Genomic DNA, 15,505 nt, shown 5'->3' on the forward strand with positions numbered 1-15,505 from the left:
ACGGAATAGAACGCCTGCGTCATTCGTTCAAAGCTGTTTAGAATGGGCGGCGCGCCGAATCCACGGCGCGCGTTCATCGTCATGCAGCGCCGCGCCGCGTGCAGCCTTGGGTACGTCGCGCGGTTTCGAGGATCCACGCCGTCGCATTCACAGCAAAAATGACGCGACGGCCCTGCCGCGGGAGCCATCCATGCTAGACCCCGAAGTCGATCGCCTCGTTCCGCACGTCCCGTTCAATCGACGCACCTTCATCAAGGCCAGCATCGGCACCGGTTTTGCCGCCGCGGTGCTGCCGGTGTCCGCGCAGACCATTCATACCGACACGAACGGCCTCGAAGCCGGCGAGATCGGCTTTCGCGGCGCGGACGGCACGCTCGTGCCGGCGTATCGCGCGCAGCCGAAGGGCAAGACGCATCTGCCGGTCGTCATCGTGGTTCATGAGATTTTCGGGGTCCACGAGCATATCGCCGACGTGTGCCGGCGCTTCGCGAAACAGGGCTATCTCGCGATCGCGCCGGAATTCTTCACGCGTCAGGGCGATCCGAAGGCATATTCGTCGATACAGCAACTGAACGAGCAGATCGTGTCGAAAGTGCCGGATTCGCAGGTGATCTCCGACATCGATCAGGCCATCAAATGGGCGGGCGAGCACGGCGGCGACACGAAGCGCGCGGGCATCGTCGGATTCTGCTGGGGCGGGCGATACTCATGGCTGTACGCGGAGCACAACCCGAATCTGAAGGCGGCGGTCGCGTTTTACGGGCGGCTCGTCGGCAACAAGACCGAGATGACGCCGAATAATCCGCTCGATCTCGCCGGTCAGCTCAAGGTGCCGGTGCTCGGCCTCTACGGGCGGCAGGATCAGAGCATTCCGCAGGACACCATCGAGCAGATGAAACAGGCGCTCGCCAACGATCCGCCGCCCGCGAAGAATTCGCAGTTCGTCGTGTACGACGACGCGGGGCATGCGTTTTTCGCGGATTATCGTCCGAGCTATCGCAAGGCCGACGCCGAAGACGGCTGGAAGCGCGCGCTCGCGTGGTTCCGCGAGCACGGCGTCAAATAACGGCGCTCAGGGATTCGGGCCGGTCGCGACGGGCCTGCCCGGATCGGCGCTCCACTCGCTCCACGAGCCGGGATAGAGCGCCGCGCCGTGCAAGCCGGCGATTTCCATCGCGAGCACGTTGTGACAGGCCGTGACACCCGATCCGCATTGCAGCACGATGCGGTCCGCGGGCGTCGCGCCGACCAGCGCGCCGAACGCCTCGCGCAGTTCGTGCGCCGTCTTGAAGCGGCCTTCCGCCGTCAGGTTGTTCTTGAAGAAATGATTCAGCGCGCCGGGAATATGCCCGCCGACGGGATCGATCGTCTCGTTCTCGCCGCGATAGCGGTCGGCGGCGCGGGCGTCGATCAGCAAATGGTCGCGCGTGCCGATGCTGCGCTCGATCGCCTGCGCGTCGATGGTCACCTGAAGCGGCGCGCCGGCCTTGAACGTGCCCTGCGTCTTCGGCGGCGCCGCGCTGTCCAGCGGATTGCCCGCGGCTTCCCACGCTTGCAGGCCGCCGTCGAGCAGCGCGACGGAATCGTGGCCGAGCCAGCGCAGCAGCCACCAGAGACGCGCGGCGTACATGCCGCCCTGCGCGTCGTAGGCAACGACTTGCTGGCCTTCGTTCAGGCCGAAGCTCGCCAGTTTCGCGACGAGCGCGGCGCGCTCGGGCAACGGATGACGCCCGTTCGTGCCGGTCTTGGCGCCGGACAAATCGCGATCCAGATGAAGATATTGCGCGCCGGGAATGTGCCCTTGCGCGTAGGCCGCTTCGCCCGAGTCGGGCGCGGCGAGATCGAAGCGGCAATCGAAGACGAGAATGCTGCCGGGCGCGGCGGCGAGCCGTTCGGCGAGGTTCGTCGCCGAGATGAGCGTGGTGTAGTGAGTGTGCGGCATGACGGCTCCTGAAGCGGCGCAAGGCGGGGATGAGCCAATAGTCTAAAAGAAAAAACGGGCTCGAAAGCCCGTCTTTTCCCGATGACTGAACCGCGTTCAGATGGTCCCGAGTTGATGCCGCAAGAACTCGTGGAAGTGCTGCATGCCGGATTCCATCGGACTCTGGTACGGCCCGACCTGATTCTCGCCGCGCGACATCAGCGCGCGCCGGCCGGCGTCCATGCGCTCGGCGATTTCGTCGTCCTCGCGCGCGGTTTCCATGTACGCGGCACGTTCCGCCTCGATGAACTCACGCTCGAACAGCGCGATTTCCTCGGGGTAATAGAACTCGACGATGTTCGTCGTCTTCTGCGTGCCGTGCGGAATGAGCCACGACACGACCAGCACGTGCGGATACCACTCGATCATCAGACCGGGGTAATACACCATCCAGATCGCGCCGAACTCGGGCGGCGTGCCGTTGCGAAAGCGCAGGACTTCGTCATGCCACTTGCGGTACGTCGGGCTGCCCGGCTTTTCCAGATTCTTGTGGACGCCGACGGTCTGCACGCTGTACCAGTCGCCGAATTCCCACTCGAGGTTGTCGCACGACACGAAGCTGCCGAGGCCCGGATGGAACGGCGCGACGTGATAGTCCTCCAGATAGACCTCGATGAAGGTCTTCCAGTTGTAGTTGCACTCGTGCACTTCGACGTGATCGAACATGAAGCCCGAAAAATCGAAGTGACGCGCCGTGCCAAGTCTCGCGAGATCCGCGGCGACGTTGCGGCCCTCCGATTCGAACAGCAGGCCTTGCCAGTTCTGGAGCGAAGTCTTGCCGAGGTTCAGGCAGGGCTTGTCCGCGAAATGCGGCGCGCCGAGCAACTGACCGTCGAGATCGTACGTCCAGCGATGCAGCGGGCAGACGATATTGCTCGCGCTGCCGCGACCGTTGAGCATGATGGCCTGCCGATGGCGGCACACGTTCGACAGCAGTTCGATATTGTTCTGCTGATTGCGAACGAGCACGCGACCTTCGTTCTCGCCAGGAAGCGCAAAATAATTCCCCGAATCCGGCACCATGAGTTCGTGCCCGATGTAACGAGGACCTTGCTTGAAAAGTGTGTCGAGTTCGCGCTGGAGAAGCGCTTCGTCAAAGTAAGCCGTGACTGGCAGTTGGCTATGAAAAGCCTTCAACTGCAATGCATTGCTCAGATTGGACATTCCCACTCCCGATGAAGACGTGAAAGCAGTGAACAACCCAACCATCGAAGTTTCGATTTAGGGGAGCCCGCGATTATACCGAAATCCGCATCCTTGGGGTGCTTAAGGTCTTGATTTGGGTATAAATTGTCGCGAGAGTTCCTCGCAATCGTCACGCAAACGAACGCGGACGGCACGCTCGGCGACGATTGGCGGACAATCGGGCAAATGCACCGGTAGCGCTTGCGCGCGGACGGGATGCGGGTCGAAAATTTGTCTTTTGCCGTAGAATGTGCGACTTGGTTCCAAAAATTCAATTGCACATCCACGATTCATGGCGAAGACCGCTGTCCAGGAAACAGGCGAGCAAAGCGCGGACGCCGCGCAGCTTCCGGAGAATTACGAGGCGGCGCTGGCAGAACTCGAATCGCTCGTCGCGCGCATGGAAGAGGGCGCGCTGAGTCTCGAGGAATCGCTTGCGGCTTATCGCCGCGGCGCGGCGCTTGTGGGCTTTTGCCAACAGCAGCTCGAAAAAGTCGAGCAGCAGGTACGCGTTCTCGATGGCGAGACGCTCAAGCCGCTGCCCGCCGAGGTACAGCGCGCCACCCAGGGTGCCGGAGCAACAAACGACAACGGGGACGACGACCTATGAACTTCGAACAATGGATGCGCGTAACGCTCGATCGCGTCGAGACGGCGCTCGAACACTATCTTCCGGGCACGGATGTCGCGCCGGCGCGTCTGCACGAGGCCATGCGCTATGCGGTGCTGGGCGGCGGCAAGCGCGTGAGGCCGCTGCTCGTCCACGCGGCGGGCGAGCTGACCGGCGCGAGCGCGCCGGCCGTGGAAGCGGCGAGCGCCGCGCTCGAGATGATTCACGTCTATTCGCTGGTGCATGACGACATGCCCGCCATGGACGACGACGCACTGCGCCGGGGTAAGCCCACGGTACACATCCAATATGACGAAGCGACGGCACTGCTCGTCGGTGATGCGCTGCAGTCGCAGGCGTTCGTCGCGCTGACGGCCGAAGGCAATGGCCTGAACGACGGCCAGCAGGCTGCGCTCGTGCGCGAGCTGGCGGTCGCGAGCGGTTCGCTCGGCATGGCGGGCGGGCAGGCAATCGACCTCGAAAGCGTCGGCCGCAAGCTGTCGCGCCCCGAGCTCGAGACGATGCATCGCAAGAAAACGGGTGCGCTGCTGCGCGCGTCGGTGCGCATGGGCGCGCTCGCGGGCACGCATCCGGGCGCGGACGCGCTCGCGTCGCTCGACCACTATGCCACCGCGATCGGCCTCGCATTCCAGGTCGTCGACGACATTCTGGACGTCACCGCCGATTCCGCCACGCTCGGCAAGACCGCCGGCAAGGACGCGCAGCACGACAAGCCCACTTACGTGTCGATCATCGGGCTCGACGCGTCGCGCGAACTCGCCGCGCAGCTCGGCCGCGACGCGCACGCCGCGATCCAGCCGTTCGGCGCGCGCGGCCAGCGTCTGGCCGAGCTTGCCGACCTGGTCGTGAACCGGGTGAATTGATTGTTGAACGCGTGACGAACCCCACGGCGCGAAAGGCAATAATCGCGCTGAACGAATCACGCCAGTTTTCCTAAAATGGGACGACGATGTACGACTTGCTGAAAACCATCGACGATCCGGCCGATTTGCGTGCCCTCGATCGCCGCCAACTGCAACCGCTGGCCGACGAGCTGCGAGCCTACGTGCTCGACAGCGTGTCCCAGACGGGCGGCCATCTGTCGTCCAATCTGGGCACGGTCGAGCTGACGATCGCGTTGCACTACGTGTTCGATACGCCTAATGACCGCATCGTCTGGGACGTCGGTCATCAGACGTATCCGCACAAGATCCTGACCGGCCGCCGCGATCAGATGCCGGGCCTGCGCCAGCTAGGCGGAATCTCCGGCTTCCCGCGCCGCGCCGAGTCCGAATACGACACCTTCGGCACCGCGCATTCGAGCACGTCGATTTCGGCGGCGCTCGGCATGGCGATCGCCAACAAGCTGCAGGGCGACAACCGCTATTCGATCGCCGTGATCGGCGACGGCGCGATGACCGCGGGCATGGCCTTCGAGGCGATGAACAACGCGGGCGTCGCCGACGACGTGCCGCTGCTCGTCATCCTCAACGACAACGACATGTCGATTTCGCCGCCGGTCGGCGCGCTGAATCGCCATCTCGCGCGCCTCATGTCGGGCCGTTTCTACGCCGCCGCGCGCGCGGGCGTAGAACGCGTGCTGCGTCACGCGCCGCCGGTGCTGGATCTCGCGCGCAAGCTCGAAGAGCACGCGAAGGGCATGATCGTGCCGGCCACGCTGTTCGAAGAGTTCGGCTTCAATTACATCGGGCCGATCGACGGTCACGATCTCGATTCGCTGATCCCGACGCTGCAGAACATCAAGGAACTGCGCGGCCCGCAATTCCTGCACGTCGTCACGAAGAAAGGCCAGGGCTACAAGCTCGCCGAAGCCGATCCGGTGCTCTATCACGGTCCCGGCAAGTTCAATCCGGCGGAAGGCATCAAGCCGTCGACGGCGCCGTCGAAAAAGACTTACACGCAGGTGTTCGGCGAGTGGCTGTGCGACGCCGCCGCGCAGGATTCGCGCGTGGTCGGCATCACGCCGGCCATGCGCGAAGGCTCCGGCATGGTCGAGTTCGAGAAGCGCTTCCCCGAGCGTTATTTCGATGTCGGTATCGCCGAACAGCACGCGGTCACGTTCGCGGGCGGCCTGGCGGCGGACGGCATGAAGCCCGTCGTCGCCATCTATTCGACCTTCCTGCAACGCGCCTACGACCAGTTGATCCACGACGTCGCGCTGCAGAATCTGCCGGTGGTGTTCGCGATCGATCGCGCGGGCCTCGTCGGCGCGGACGGCGCGACGCACGCGGGCAATTACGATCTCGCGTTCCTGCGCTGCATCCCGAACATGACGGTGATGGCCGCATCGGACGAAAACGAATGCCGCCAGATGCTCTACACGGCGCTGCAGCAGCCGAATCCGACGGCCGTGCGCTATCCGCGCGGCGCGGGCACCGGCGTGGCGACCGTCAAGCAGATGACCGCGATTCCTGTCGGCCGTGGTGAGATTCGCCGCGAGTCGTCGCAGAAGCTCGGTTCGGGCAAGCGCGTCGCGATCTGCGCGTTCGGCACGATGGTCGCGCCGTCGCTCGCCGCGGCGGAAGAACTGGATCTGACGGTCGCCAACATGCGTTTCGTGAAGCCGGTCGACGCCGACCTGTTGCGCGAACTCGCCGCGACGCACGACGCCATCGTGACCATCGAGGAAGGCGCGATCATGGGCGGCGCGGGCTCCGCGTGCGTCGAAGCGCTGCTCGCCAGCTCGGTCGTGAAGCCCGTGCTGCAGCTCGGCCTGCCCGACGTCTTCATCGATCACGGCGATCCGGCCAAGCTGCTGTCGAGTGTCGGCCTGGATTCGGCGGGCATCGTCAAGTCGATTCGCGAGCGCTTCATCGACGCCGTCGAAAGCGCGCATGCCGGCAAGCTGACCAAGCGCGTCGCCTGACGACGCATCGCTCGAACGGCGCGCTCGGGGTGCGCCGTGCATTGACGCTTTGGCACACGGCGCGGGCATCGTCCCGCGCCGTGTGCGCTTGAACGTTTCGAACCGCCCGCACTCCCCGTGACGCGCGGCGCATAAGGACAAAACAAATGAATCAGATGAATCCCGCCTTCGTGATGCCCGATGTCCAGAGCACGTCCGACACGCGTCAGATCGCGATTCAGCGCGTCGGTGTGAAGGGCGTGCGGCATCCGTTGTCGGTGGTGACGCAAAGCGGCGTCAAGCCGAGCGTCGGCGTGTGGAATCTCGACGTGCATCTGCCCGCCGACCAGAAGGGCACGCACATGTCGCGCTTCGTCGCGCTGCTCGAAGAGAATCGCCATCCGCTCGATCAGCACGCGCTGCGCGGCTTGCTCGCGGTGATGCTGTCGAAGCTCGAAGCGCATTCGGGGCGCATCGAGGTCACGCTGCCGTATTTCGTGATGAAGACCGCGCCCGTCTCCGGCGTGCAGAGCCTCCTGGACTACGAAGTGACGTTCATCGCAGAGCGGCGCGACGGCGACACGCGCATGTCGATGAAAGTGCTCGTGCCCGTGACGAGCCTGTGCCCGTGCTCGAAAAAAATCTCGCAGTACGGCGCGCATAACCAGCGGTCGCACGTGACGATCACGGCTGAAGTCGCCGACGAGATCGCGGTCGAAGAGCTGATTCGCATTGCCGAGGAAGAGGCGTCGTGCGAACTGTGGGGCTTGCTGAAGCGCCCCGACGAGAAGTTCGTGACCGAGCGCGCGTATGACAACCCGAAGTTCGTCGAGGATCTCGTGCGCGATATCGCCACGCGCCTGAACGCCGACGAGCGCATCGTCGCGTACGTGCTCGAAGCGGAGAACTTCGAGTCGATCCACAATCACAGCGCGTACGCGGTGATCGAGCGGGACAAGCGCCGCGACGCTTGAGCGCGGCTTCAGGCAAGCGCTATTTCCGACGACGGAACGTGCGCTTGCCGCACCGACGCCATCACCAGCGCCGCCAGCCGCTCGACCGGCGGCGACGCGCTCCCCGATGCGCGATGCAGCGCGAGCGGAATCGAAGGCAGCGCCGGCAATTCCCATTCGCCGGCGTGGAGCGCCCGAACCGTCGACGGCAAACCGTAGCGCGTTCGCACCGTGACGCCCAAACCTGCCGCCGCCGCCGCCCATAATCCCGACAGGCTCGGGCTCGTGAACGCCACGCGCCATTTGATGCCCGCGCGATCCAGAGCCGCGACCGCCGCGCTGTGAAAGAGACACGGACGATCGAATGCGATGAGCGGCAAGGGTTCGTCGGCGCTGAACTGCCACGGAACCGTCGACGACGCGATCCAGCGCATCGGCGGCGCGGCGATCGGTTCGGCGATCATCGCGGCGTTGCTGTCGTCGGTCACGCCGGGCGCGCCCCACACGAGCGCGAGATCGAGTTGCCCGGTGTCGATGCGCTCCAGCAACTCGGTATTGCGCGCCACGCGCGCCTCGATCCGCACCTTCGGATGCGCCCGCGCGAAGCGGCCAAGCACATCCGGAAGCACGACTTCGCCGAAATCCTCCTGCAAACCGAGCCGGATCCAGCCTTCCAGATCGATGCCGCGAATCGCGACGGCGGCTTCGTCGTTCAGTTCGACGAGGCGCCGCGCATAGCCGAGCATCACCTCGCCGGCGTCGGTGAGCGCGAGCCCGCGCCCGGATTTGCGAAAGAGCGTCGCGCCCGCCTGTTCCTCCAGCTTGCGCAACTGCGCGCTCACGGCCGATGTCGAGCGCCCGACACGGTCCGCCGCCTTCGCGAAGCTGCCCAGATCCATCCCCGCGACGAAGCTGCGCAGCACCGCGAGATCGAATGTCGTCTGGCTCATGGAAATCGTCCTGATTTTATGAATGATCGATGAAGAACTTTGTGATTTTCAGGACGATCCTAAGCCTTCAAACTGGCCGCAGTCAACTTCGATACGGACTGCATGATGGCCACTTCTCTTGTAACAGGCGCTTATCGATCCGGCGATGCACATCGCTGGAAAGTGCTCGGCGTCGGCGTGGCGGCCAACGCCAGCTTCTCCGCCGCGGCGGCGGGCATTCCGACCACGGCCGTGTGGATGCGCGGCGCTTACCACCTGAGCAACGGCGAACTGGGGCTCGCGCTCGGCGCGCTGGGGCTGGGCGTCGCGCTGTCGGAACTGCCGTGGGGCGTGCTGACGGATCGCTGGGGCGATCGTCCCGTGTTGCTGACCGGCTTGCTCTCGACCGCCGCCATGCTCGTCGCGATGAGTCTGTTCGCGGTGCCGTCGGCGGCGACGCTCGGCTGGCTCGTCGCCGCGATGTGCGTGCTGGGTCTGTTGGGCGGCAGCGTGAACGGATCGAGCGGGCGGGCGGTGATGGCGTGGTTCGCGGACGGCGAGCGCGGCCTCGCGATGAGCATCCGGCAAACGGCCGTGCCGCTCGGCGGCGGCATCGGCGCGGCGTTGTTGCCGTGGCTGGCGTCGTCGCACGGCTTTGCGGCCGTCTATGGCGCGCTGGCGGCGATGTGCGCGGTGTCCGGCGCGTTCGCGTGGCGCTGGCTGCATGAACCGTCGAGCGCGGCGCATCGCGCGCCCAGGGCCAACGGCGCGCCGCCTTTGAAGAACGCGCTGGTCTGGCGCGTGGTGCTCGGCATCGGCATCCTGTGCGTGCCGCAATTCGCGGTGCTGACCTTCGCGACCGTGTTCCTTCACGATGCCGGGCGCTTCGGCGTCACCGCGATCAGCGCGACGATGGGCGCGATCCAGCTCGGCGCGATGGTCATGCGCGTCTTAAGCGGCCGTCACACGGATCGTCGCGGCAACCGTCGCGGGTATCTGCGCGGGTCGGTGATCGTGGCGTCGGCTTCGTTCGTCGTGCTGGCGGCGGCGATCGCGGGCGGCGCGGCGCATGCGCCCTGGCTGCTCGCGGCGATGTTCGTTGTCGCGGGGATTTGCGTGTCGGCCTGGCATGGCGTCGCGTACACCGAACTGGCGACGCTCGCCGGCACCGAACGCGCCGGCACTGCGCTCGGCATGGCGAATACGGCCGTGTATGCCGGCTTTTTCGTGACGCCGCTCGTCATTCCGCATGTGCTCGCGGCCGGTTCGTGGCCGATCGTATGGCTCGCGGCGGGCGTGTGCGCCTCGTTCGCGCTGCTGTTGTTTCCGAGGCCCGCGCGACCTTAAACTGGCCGTCCGAGAAATCGCCCACGGAGCGCATCTTGATTCTCATCGGCCAATTCGATTCCCCGTTCGTGCGGCGCGTCGCCATCGCGCTGAATCTCTACGGCATGGCGTACGAGCATCGCCCGTGGTCCGTGTTCGGCGACGCCGGCAAGATCGCGCCGTTCAATCCGCTGATCCGCGTGCCGACGCTCGTGCTCGATTCCGGCGATGTGCTCGTCGAAAGCGCGATGATCCTCGACTGGCTCGACGAACAGGCGGGCGAGCGCGCGATGATCGCATCGAGCGGCCCCGTGCGGCGTGAAGCGCTGAAGGTCTGCGCGCTCGCGACGGGTCTCGCCGACAAGGCCGTCGCGCTCGTCTACGAACGCGTGCTGCACAAGGAGAAATCGCAGGCGTGGCTCGATCGCTGCACGGGGCAGGTCGAACGCGTGCTGAACGCGCTGGAAGCGGACCGCGCCCCGCGCGCGACGCAGTACTGGTTCGGCGATGCGATCGGCCATGCGGACATCGCCGTGGCTTGCGCGTTGCGCTTCGCGCGCGAGGCGCACGCGGAGATCTTCAGTTCGACGCGCTGGCCGACGCTCATCGGCCATAGCGACCGCTGCGAGACGCTGCCCGTTTTCAAGGCGATCGTGCAGCCTTTCAATCCGCCGCGATGAATGCTCAGGCGCGCGCGAGCGACGTGAGATCCCAGCGCGGCTTCACGGTGAACGCGTAGTCGCGCACGGCCTGCTCGGGCCAGCGCGACAGCCGCAGCGCGCCGGCGAGCGCGATCATCGCGCCGTTGTCGGTGCAAAGCGAGAGATCGGGGTAATGCACGTCGAAGCGGCGCTTTTTCGCCGCCGCCGACAGCGCTTCGCGCAACTGCCGGTTCGCGCCGACGCCGCCCGCCACGACGAGCCGTTTCAGGCCTGTCTTCTTCAGCGCGGCGAGCGATTTGGCGACGAGCACGTCCACCGCCGCATCGACGAAGCCGCGCGCGAGATCGGCCTTCGCCTGCTCGCAGACGTTGTTGCCGAGCTTGCGGCTATGCGTGAGCACGGCCGTTTTCAGGCCGCTGAAGCTGAAATCGAGATCGCCGGAATGCAGCATCGGACGCGGCAGCGCGACTGCGCCCGGCGTGCCGAATTCCGCGAGCCGCGACACTTCCGGCCCGCCCGGATAGCCCAGGCCGAGCAGTTTCGCGGTCTTGTCGAAGGCTTCGCCGGCGGCGTCGTCGAGGGTTTCGCCGAGTGTCTCGTAGACGCCGACATCGGTCACGCGCATCAATTGCGTGTGTCCGCCCGACACGAGCAGCGCGACGAACGGAAACGGCGGAGGCGCATCGACGAGCAGCGGCGACAGCAGATGCCCTTCCAGGTGATGAATGCCGACAGTCGGCTTGTCCCACGCCATCGCCAGCGAATTCGCGATGCTCGCGCCGACGAGCAGCGCGCCCGCGAGTCCCGGCCCCTGCGTGAACGCGATGGCGTCGATGTCGGCGCGCTTCGCGCCGGATTGTTCGAGCACCTCTTCCAGCAACGGCAGCGCGCGCCGGATGTGATCGCGCGAAGCCAGTTCCGGCACGACGCCGCCGTAATCGCGATGCATCGCGATCTGCGAATGAAGGGCGTGCGAAAGCAGGCCGCGCTCGGTGTCGTAGAGGGCGAGGCCGGTTTCGTCGCAGGAACTTTCGATGCCGAGAACGAGCATGGATTCAACGCGTCAGAGGTAACAGAAAAGTATAGCAGCGGGCGTCAATGAACGCGCCGAAGGTAAAATACGCGCCATGGAATCCTTCGATATCGCCGTCATCGGCGCGGGCGCGGCCGGCATGATGGGCGCGGCCGTGGCCGCTCAAGCCGGGCGCCGCGTCGTGCTCATCGACCACGCCGAGCGGCTGGCCGAGAAAATCCGCATCTCCGGCGGCGGACGCTGCAACTTCACCAACATCAACGCGCAGCCGGCCAATTTTCTGTCGGCGAATCCGCATTTCTGCCGGTCCGCGCTCGCGCGCTATACGCCGCGCGATTTTCTCGCGCTTCTCAAGCAATATCGCGTCAAGTGGCACGAGAAGCACAAGGGCCAGCTTTTTTGCGACGACTCCAGCGAAACCATCATCGACGTGCTGAAAAGCGAGTGCGACGCCGGCGGCGTCGCGTGGCGGCGTCCGGTCGCCGTGCGTGAGATCCGGCACGACGGCGCGCGCTTCACGCTCGATACGACCGCGGGCGAGATCGGCACGGCGGCGCTCGTGATCGCGACGGGCGGCCTGTCGATTCCCAAGATCGGCGCGACGGACTTCGGCTATCGCGTCGCGAAGCAGTTCGGCCACACGCTCGTCGATACGCGTCCGGCGCTCGTGCCGCTCACGTTCACGTCGGCCGACTGGGCGCCGTTCGCCGCGCTCTCGGGACTGTCGCTGCCGGTGCGTATCGGCGCGGGCAAAGGCAAGACGCGCGGCGAGTTCGACGAAGACCTGCTGCTGACGCATCGCGGCGTGTCGGGGCCGGGCGTGCTGCAGATTTCGAGCTACTGGAACACGTCGGAGCCGATTCACGTCGATCTCCTTCCCGACGCCGACGCCACCGAAATGCTGCTCGAAGCCAAAGCGGGCTCGAAGAAGCAGATCGGCAATTTTCTGGCGGAGCACGTGCCGGCGCGTCTCGCGCACGCGTGGCTCGAAGCGCAGCACGTGTCCGTCGATGCGCGCCTAGCCGATTTGCCCGATCGCACGCTGAAGGCGGTCGGCGCGTCGTTGTCGAGCTGGACGCTCACGCCGAGCGGCACCGAAGGCTATCGCAAGGCCGAGGTCACGCGCGGCGGCGTCGACACGCGCGAGCTTTCGTCCGCGACGATGATGAGCGAACGCGTCGCGGGGCTCTATTTCATCGGCGAGGCCGTCGATGTCACGGGCTGGCTCGGCGGCTACAACTTCCAGTGGGCGTGGGCCTCGGGCGTCGCGGCGGGCAAGGCCGCCGCCGAGTTCGCGCGAGGCGCCGCGACGGCCGCCTGAGCGCGTCCGGCCGGGGGTTTTGGCGAGTCTCGAAACGCAAACCCGTTTGCTATACTCGAATGGTCATCGGAGGATTCTCTCCGCTCTGGCAGGCGCTGGAACGGTCAGCGCGGCAAGGGTCGCCGCATCGCTTTGCCGCATCGGCACGGCTCGCGAAAAGTCCCGCTTGAGGAGGCGTTCCCAAGCGGGTTTTTGCTTTCGCGGCATAACCGGGCGCCAGCCGGAATCCACATTTTCGCAATTGCACCGGGTGAACGATGAGCCTCAAAGACCAGATCAACGACGACATGAAGACTGCCATGCGCGCGAAGGAAACCGAGCGCCTCGGCACGATTCGGCTGCTGCTCGCGGCAATCAAGCAGCGTGAAGTCGACGATCGCGTCACGCTCGACGACGCGGGCATCACCGCCGTCATCGACAAGATGATGAAGCAGCGCAAGGATTCGATCAGCCAGTTCGAAGCCGCCAACCGCACCGATCTCGCCGACAAGGAAAAGGCCGAGATGGCGGTGTTGTCGGCGTACATGCCCGAGCAGCTTTCCGCCGATGCGATCGCCGCCGAAGTGCAGGCCGCCGTCGCCGCGACAGGCGCCGCCGGGCCGCAGGACATGGGCAAGGTCATGGGCGTGCTGAAGCCCAAGCTCGCGGGCAAGGCCGACATGACCGCCGTCTCCGCGCAGGTGAAAGCCGCACTCGCCAAGTAACTTCCACCGCTTTCGATTCGGTGATTCCGCACGCTTTCCTGCAGGATTTGCTCAACCGCGTCGATATCGTCGACGTGGTGGGCCGCTACGTCCAGTTGAAAAAGGGCGGCGCGAACTTCATGGGCCTCTGCCCGTTTCACAACGAAAAGAGCCCGTCGTTCACGGTCAGTCCGACCAAACAGTTCTATCACTGCTTCGGTTGCGGCGCGCACGGCACCGCGATCGGCTTTCTGATGGAGCACACCGGCCTCACCTTTCCCGAAGCTGTCAAGGATCTCGCGCAAGGCGCGGGGCTCACGGTGCCGCAGGAGCCATCGAATGGCTTTCGTGGCGGCAGCGGCGGCGAGAGTGCGCCGAGCAAGGCGGTCAGCGTCGCGCTGACGGAAGTCATGCAGACCGCGTGCGACTTCTATCGCAAGCAACTGCGCGGCGCGCCCGATGCCATCGCCTATCTGAAGAAGCGCGGCCTGACCGGCGAAATCGCCGCGCGCTTCGGGCTCGGCTACGCGCCGGACGGCTGGCAGAACCTGGAATCGGCGTTTCCGGATTACCGGAACGACAACCTCGTCGAATCGGGCCTCGTGATCGTCAGCGAGAAAACTGATTCGCAGGGACAGGCGCGGCGCTACGACCGCTTTCGCGAGCGCGTGATGTTCCCGATCCGCAATGTGAAGGGCAATGTGATCGGCTTCGGCGGGCGCGTGCTCGACGGCGGCGAGCCCAAGTATCTGAACTCGCCGGAGACGCCGCTCTTCAGCAAAGGCAGCGAGCTTTACGGATTGTTCGAAGCGCGTCTGGCGATTCGTGAACTGGGCTACGTGCTCGTCGTCGAAGGGTATATGGATGTCGTCGCGCTCGCGCAGCTCGGCTTTGCGAACGCCGTGGCGACGCTCGGCACGGCCTGCACGCCGATCCACGTGCAGAAGCTCTTTCGTCAGACAGACACCGTGGTGTTCAGCTTCGACGGCGATTCGGCCGGCCGCCGCGCGGCGCGCCGGGCGCTGGAGGCGGCGTTGCCGCACGCGGCGGACAACCGCACCGTCAAGTTTCTCTTTCTGCCGAAGGAGCACGATCCGGACAGCTACGTGCGCGAATTCGGCACGGACGGATTCGGCGAGCAGGTCGATCGCGCGATGCCGCTGTCGCAATTTCTGCTGAACGAGGTGCTGAACGACAAGGAACTGGAGCAGCCCGAAGGCCGCGCGAAGGCGCTCTTCGACGCCAAGCCGTTGCTTCAGGCGCTGCCCGCGAATGCGTTGCGGGTGCAGATCCTGCATATGCTCGCGGACCGGCTCGACACGCCGTTCACGGAAATCGCCGCGCTGTGCGACATCGATTCACGCGCGGCGGCCGTCGCGCGCGCGAACGTGCCGAAGAGCGAACGCCGGCGCGTGACCGGGCAGGAACAGCGCGCGCTGCGCAATCTGGTGATGTATCCGGGCATCGCGGCGTCGCTCGATCAGGACAGCGAGCGCACCCTCGTGACGATGACCGAGCATGGCGAATTGTTCAGCGAGGTGGTCTCGCACGCGCGCGAACTGGGCGATGCGGCGGAATTCCAGTTGCTGTCCGAGATCTTGAGAAATGCAGCAAACGCGCCCACGTACGACGATATCTTCCAGGAAATTCTCGCCTATGATGAAAACGTTCGCGATTTGTTGATGCGCGACCCGTCCGACGAGGGCGCGGCGCAGCGAGTCGAGGAACAGAAGCGCCTGCTCGCGGAAGAATTGCAGGCGACGGTATTGAAGTTGCGGCACGACAGCTATCGGGCGCGGCTCGATCAACTGGCGCGGCAAAGCAGCTTGTCGGCGGAAGAGGTGGCGGAGTTCTCTGATCTCTCGGCGAGAGTCGCGCAGATCAAGGCGGGGCGGACCGCAAGCCCGGATGCCGGAAAGTGAGAATGCTATAATAAAAAGTTCAAAATGACTTGTT

General features: G+C 65.3%; 14 protein-coding genes. 10 read left to right on the forward strand and 4 right to left on the reverse strand.

What is annotated here, in order from left to right; translation table 11 throughout:
* Positions 1-190 precede the first annotated feature (190 nt).
* Positions 191-1,066, forward strand: coding sequence for a dienelactone hydrolase family protein (locus NOV72_RS09995; RefSeq protein ID WP_106854605.1), 876 nt, complete (start codon positions 191-193; stop codon positions 1,064-1,066).
* 6 nt (positions 1,067-1,072) lie between these two features.
* On the opposite strand, the gene NOV72_RS10000 is transcribed toward NOV72_RS09995, so the two are convergent.
* Together NOV72_RS10000 and NOV72_RS10005 are read right to left on the reverse strand one after the other, a co-directional pair.
* A complete protein-coding gene (locus tag NOV72_RS10000; protein ID WP_106854438.1) occupies positions 1,073-1,942 on the reverse strand; it encodes a sulfurtransferase in 870 nt (289 codons plus the stop codon).
* Between the two features lie 96 nt (positions 1,943-2,038).
* Positions 2,039-3,145, reverse strand: a complete 1,107-nt coding sequence (locus NOV72_RS10005; RefSeq protein ID WP_106854439.1) for an aromatic ring-hydroxylating oxygenase subunit alpha — start codon at positions 3,143-3,145, stop codon at positions 2,039-2,041.
* 313 nt (positions 3,146-3,458) lie between these two features.
* Between NOV72_RS10005 and NOV72_RS10010 the strand changes: the two genes are divergently transcribed.
* The 4 genes from NOV72_RS10010 to folE2 all read left to right on the forward strand — a co-directional run bounded on the left by NOV72_RS10010 (position 3,459) and on the right by folE2 (position 7,616).
* Entirely contained in the window at positions 3,459-3,776 is a 318-nt protein-coding gene (locus tag NOV72_RS10010) for an exodeoxyribonuclease VII small subunit (RefSeq protein WP_106854440.1), read from the forward strand.
* Positions 3,773-4,660: a polyprenyl synthetase family protein gene (locus NOV72_RS10015; RefSeq protein ID WP_106854441.1), complete on the forward strand. Its 888-nt coding sequence runs from the start codon at positions 3,773-3,775 to the stop codon at positions 4,658-4,660. Before NOV72_RS10010 ends, NOV72_RS10015 begins: the two co-directional genes overlap by 4 nt.
* Positions 4,661-4,746: 86 nt before the next feature.
* Positions 4,747-6,663 (forward strand): 1-deoxy-D-xylulose-5-phosphate synthase, encoded by a 1,917-nt coding sequence (dxs, locus tag NOV72_RS10020; RefSeq protein ID WP_106854442.1) that lies wholly within the window; start codon positions 4,747-4,749, stop codon positions 6,661-6,663.
* 146 nt (positions 6,664-6,809) lie between these two features.
* On the forward strand, positions 6,810-7,616 hold the full coding sequence (folE2, locus tag NOV72_RS10025; RefSeq protein ID WP_106854443.1) for a GTP cyclohydrolase FolE2: 807 nt from the start codon (positions 6,810-6,812) through the stop codon (positions 7,614-7,616).
* A gap of 8 nt (positions 7,617-7,624) precedes the next feature.
* On the opposite strand, the gene NOV72_RS10030 is transcribed toward folE2, so the two are convergent.
* Positions 7,625-8,545 carry a LysR substrate-binding domain-containing protein gene (locus NOV72_RS10030; RefSeq protein WP_106854444.1) on the reverse strand — a complete coding sequence of 307 codons (921 nt, stop codon included), beginning with the start codon at positions 8,543-8,545 and terminating at the stop codon, positions 7,625-7,627.
* 102 nt (positions 8,546-8,647) lie between these two features.
* Between NOV72_RS10030 and NOV72_RS10035 the strand changes: the two genes are divergently transcribed.
* Positions 8,648-9,871 carry an MFS transporter gene (locus NOV72_RS10035; RefSeq protein ID WP_106854445.1) on the forward strand — a complete coding sequence of 408 codons (1,224 nt, stop codon included), beginning with the start codon at positions 8,648-8,650 and terminating at the stop codon, positions 9,869-9,871.
* Between the two features lie 35 nt (positions 9,872-9,906).
* On the forward strand, positions 9,907-10,530 hold the full coding sequence (locus tag NOV72_RS10040) for a glutathione S-transferase family protein (protein WP_106854446.1): 624 nt from the start codon (positions 9,907-9,909) through the stop codon (positions 10,528-10,530).
* A gap of 4 nt (positions 10,531-10,534) precedes the next feature.
* Here NOV72_RS10040 and tsaD read toward each other — a convergent pair whose 3' ends face one another.
* Complete coding sequence (tsaD, locus tag NOV72_RS10045) at positions 10,535-11,563, reverse strand: tRNA (adenosine(37)-N6)-threonylcarbamoyltransferase complex transferase subunit TsaD (RefSeq protein ID WP_106854447.1); 1,029 nt, start codon at positions 11,561-11,563, stop codon at positions 10,535-10,537.
* A gap of 76 nt (positions 11,564-11,639) precedes the next feature.
* Between tsaD and NOV72_RS10050 the strand changes: the two genes are divergently transcribed.
* The 3 genes from NOV72_RS10050 (at position 11,640) to dnaG (ending at position 15,471) form a co-directional block, all read left to right on the forward strand.
* Positions 11,640-12,866 carry a BaiN/RdsA family NAD(P)/FAD-dependent oxidoreductase gene (locus NOV72_RS10050; protein WP_106854448.1) on the forward strand — a complete coding sequence of 409 codons (1,227 nt, stop codon included), beginning with the start codon at positions 11,640-11,642 and terminating at the stop codon, positions 12,864-12,866.
* Between the two features lie 257 nt (positions 12,867-13,123).
* The gene (locus tag NOV72_RS10055) at positions 13,124-13,570 is read left to right on the forward strand and encodes a GatB/YqeY domain-containing protein (RefSeq protein WP_106854449.1); all 447 of its coding nucleotides are present in this window, start codon (positions 13,124-13,126) and stop codon (positions 13,568-13,570) included.
* Positions 13,571-13,590: 20 nt separating this feature from the next.
* A complete protein-coding gene (gene dnaG / locus NOV72_RS10060; protein ID WP_106854450.1) occupies positions 13,591-15,471 on the forward strand; it encodes a DNA primase in 1,881 nt (626 codons plus the stop codon).
* Positions 15,472-15,505: the final 34 nt, after the last annotated feature.

The sequence above is a fragment of the Caballeronia novacaledonica genome (genome assembly GCF_900258035.1).
GTDB classification, from domain to species: Bacteria; Pseudomonadota; Gammaproteobacteria; order Burkholderiales; family Burkholderiaceae; genus Caballeronia; species Caballeronia novacaledonica.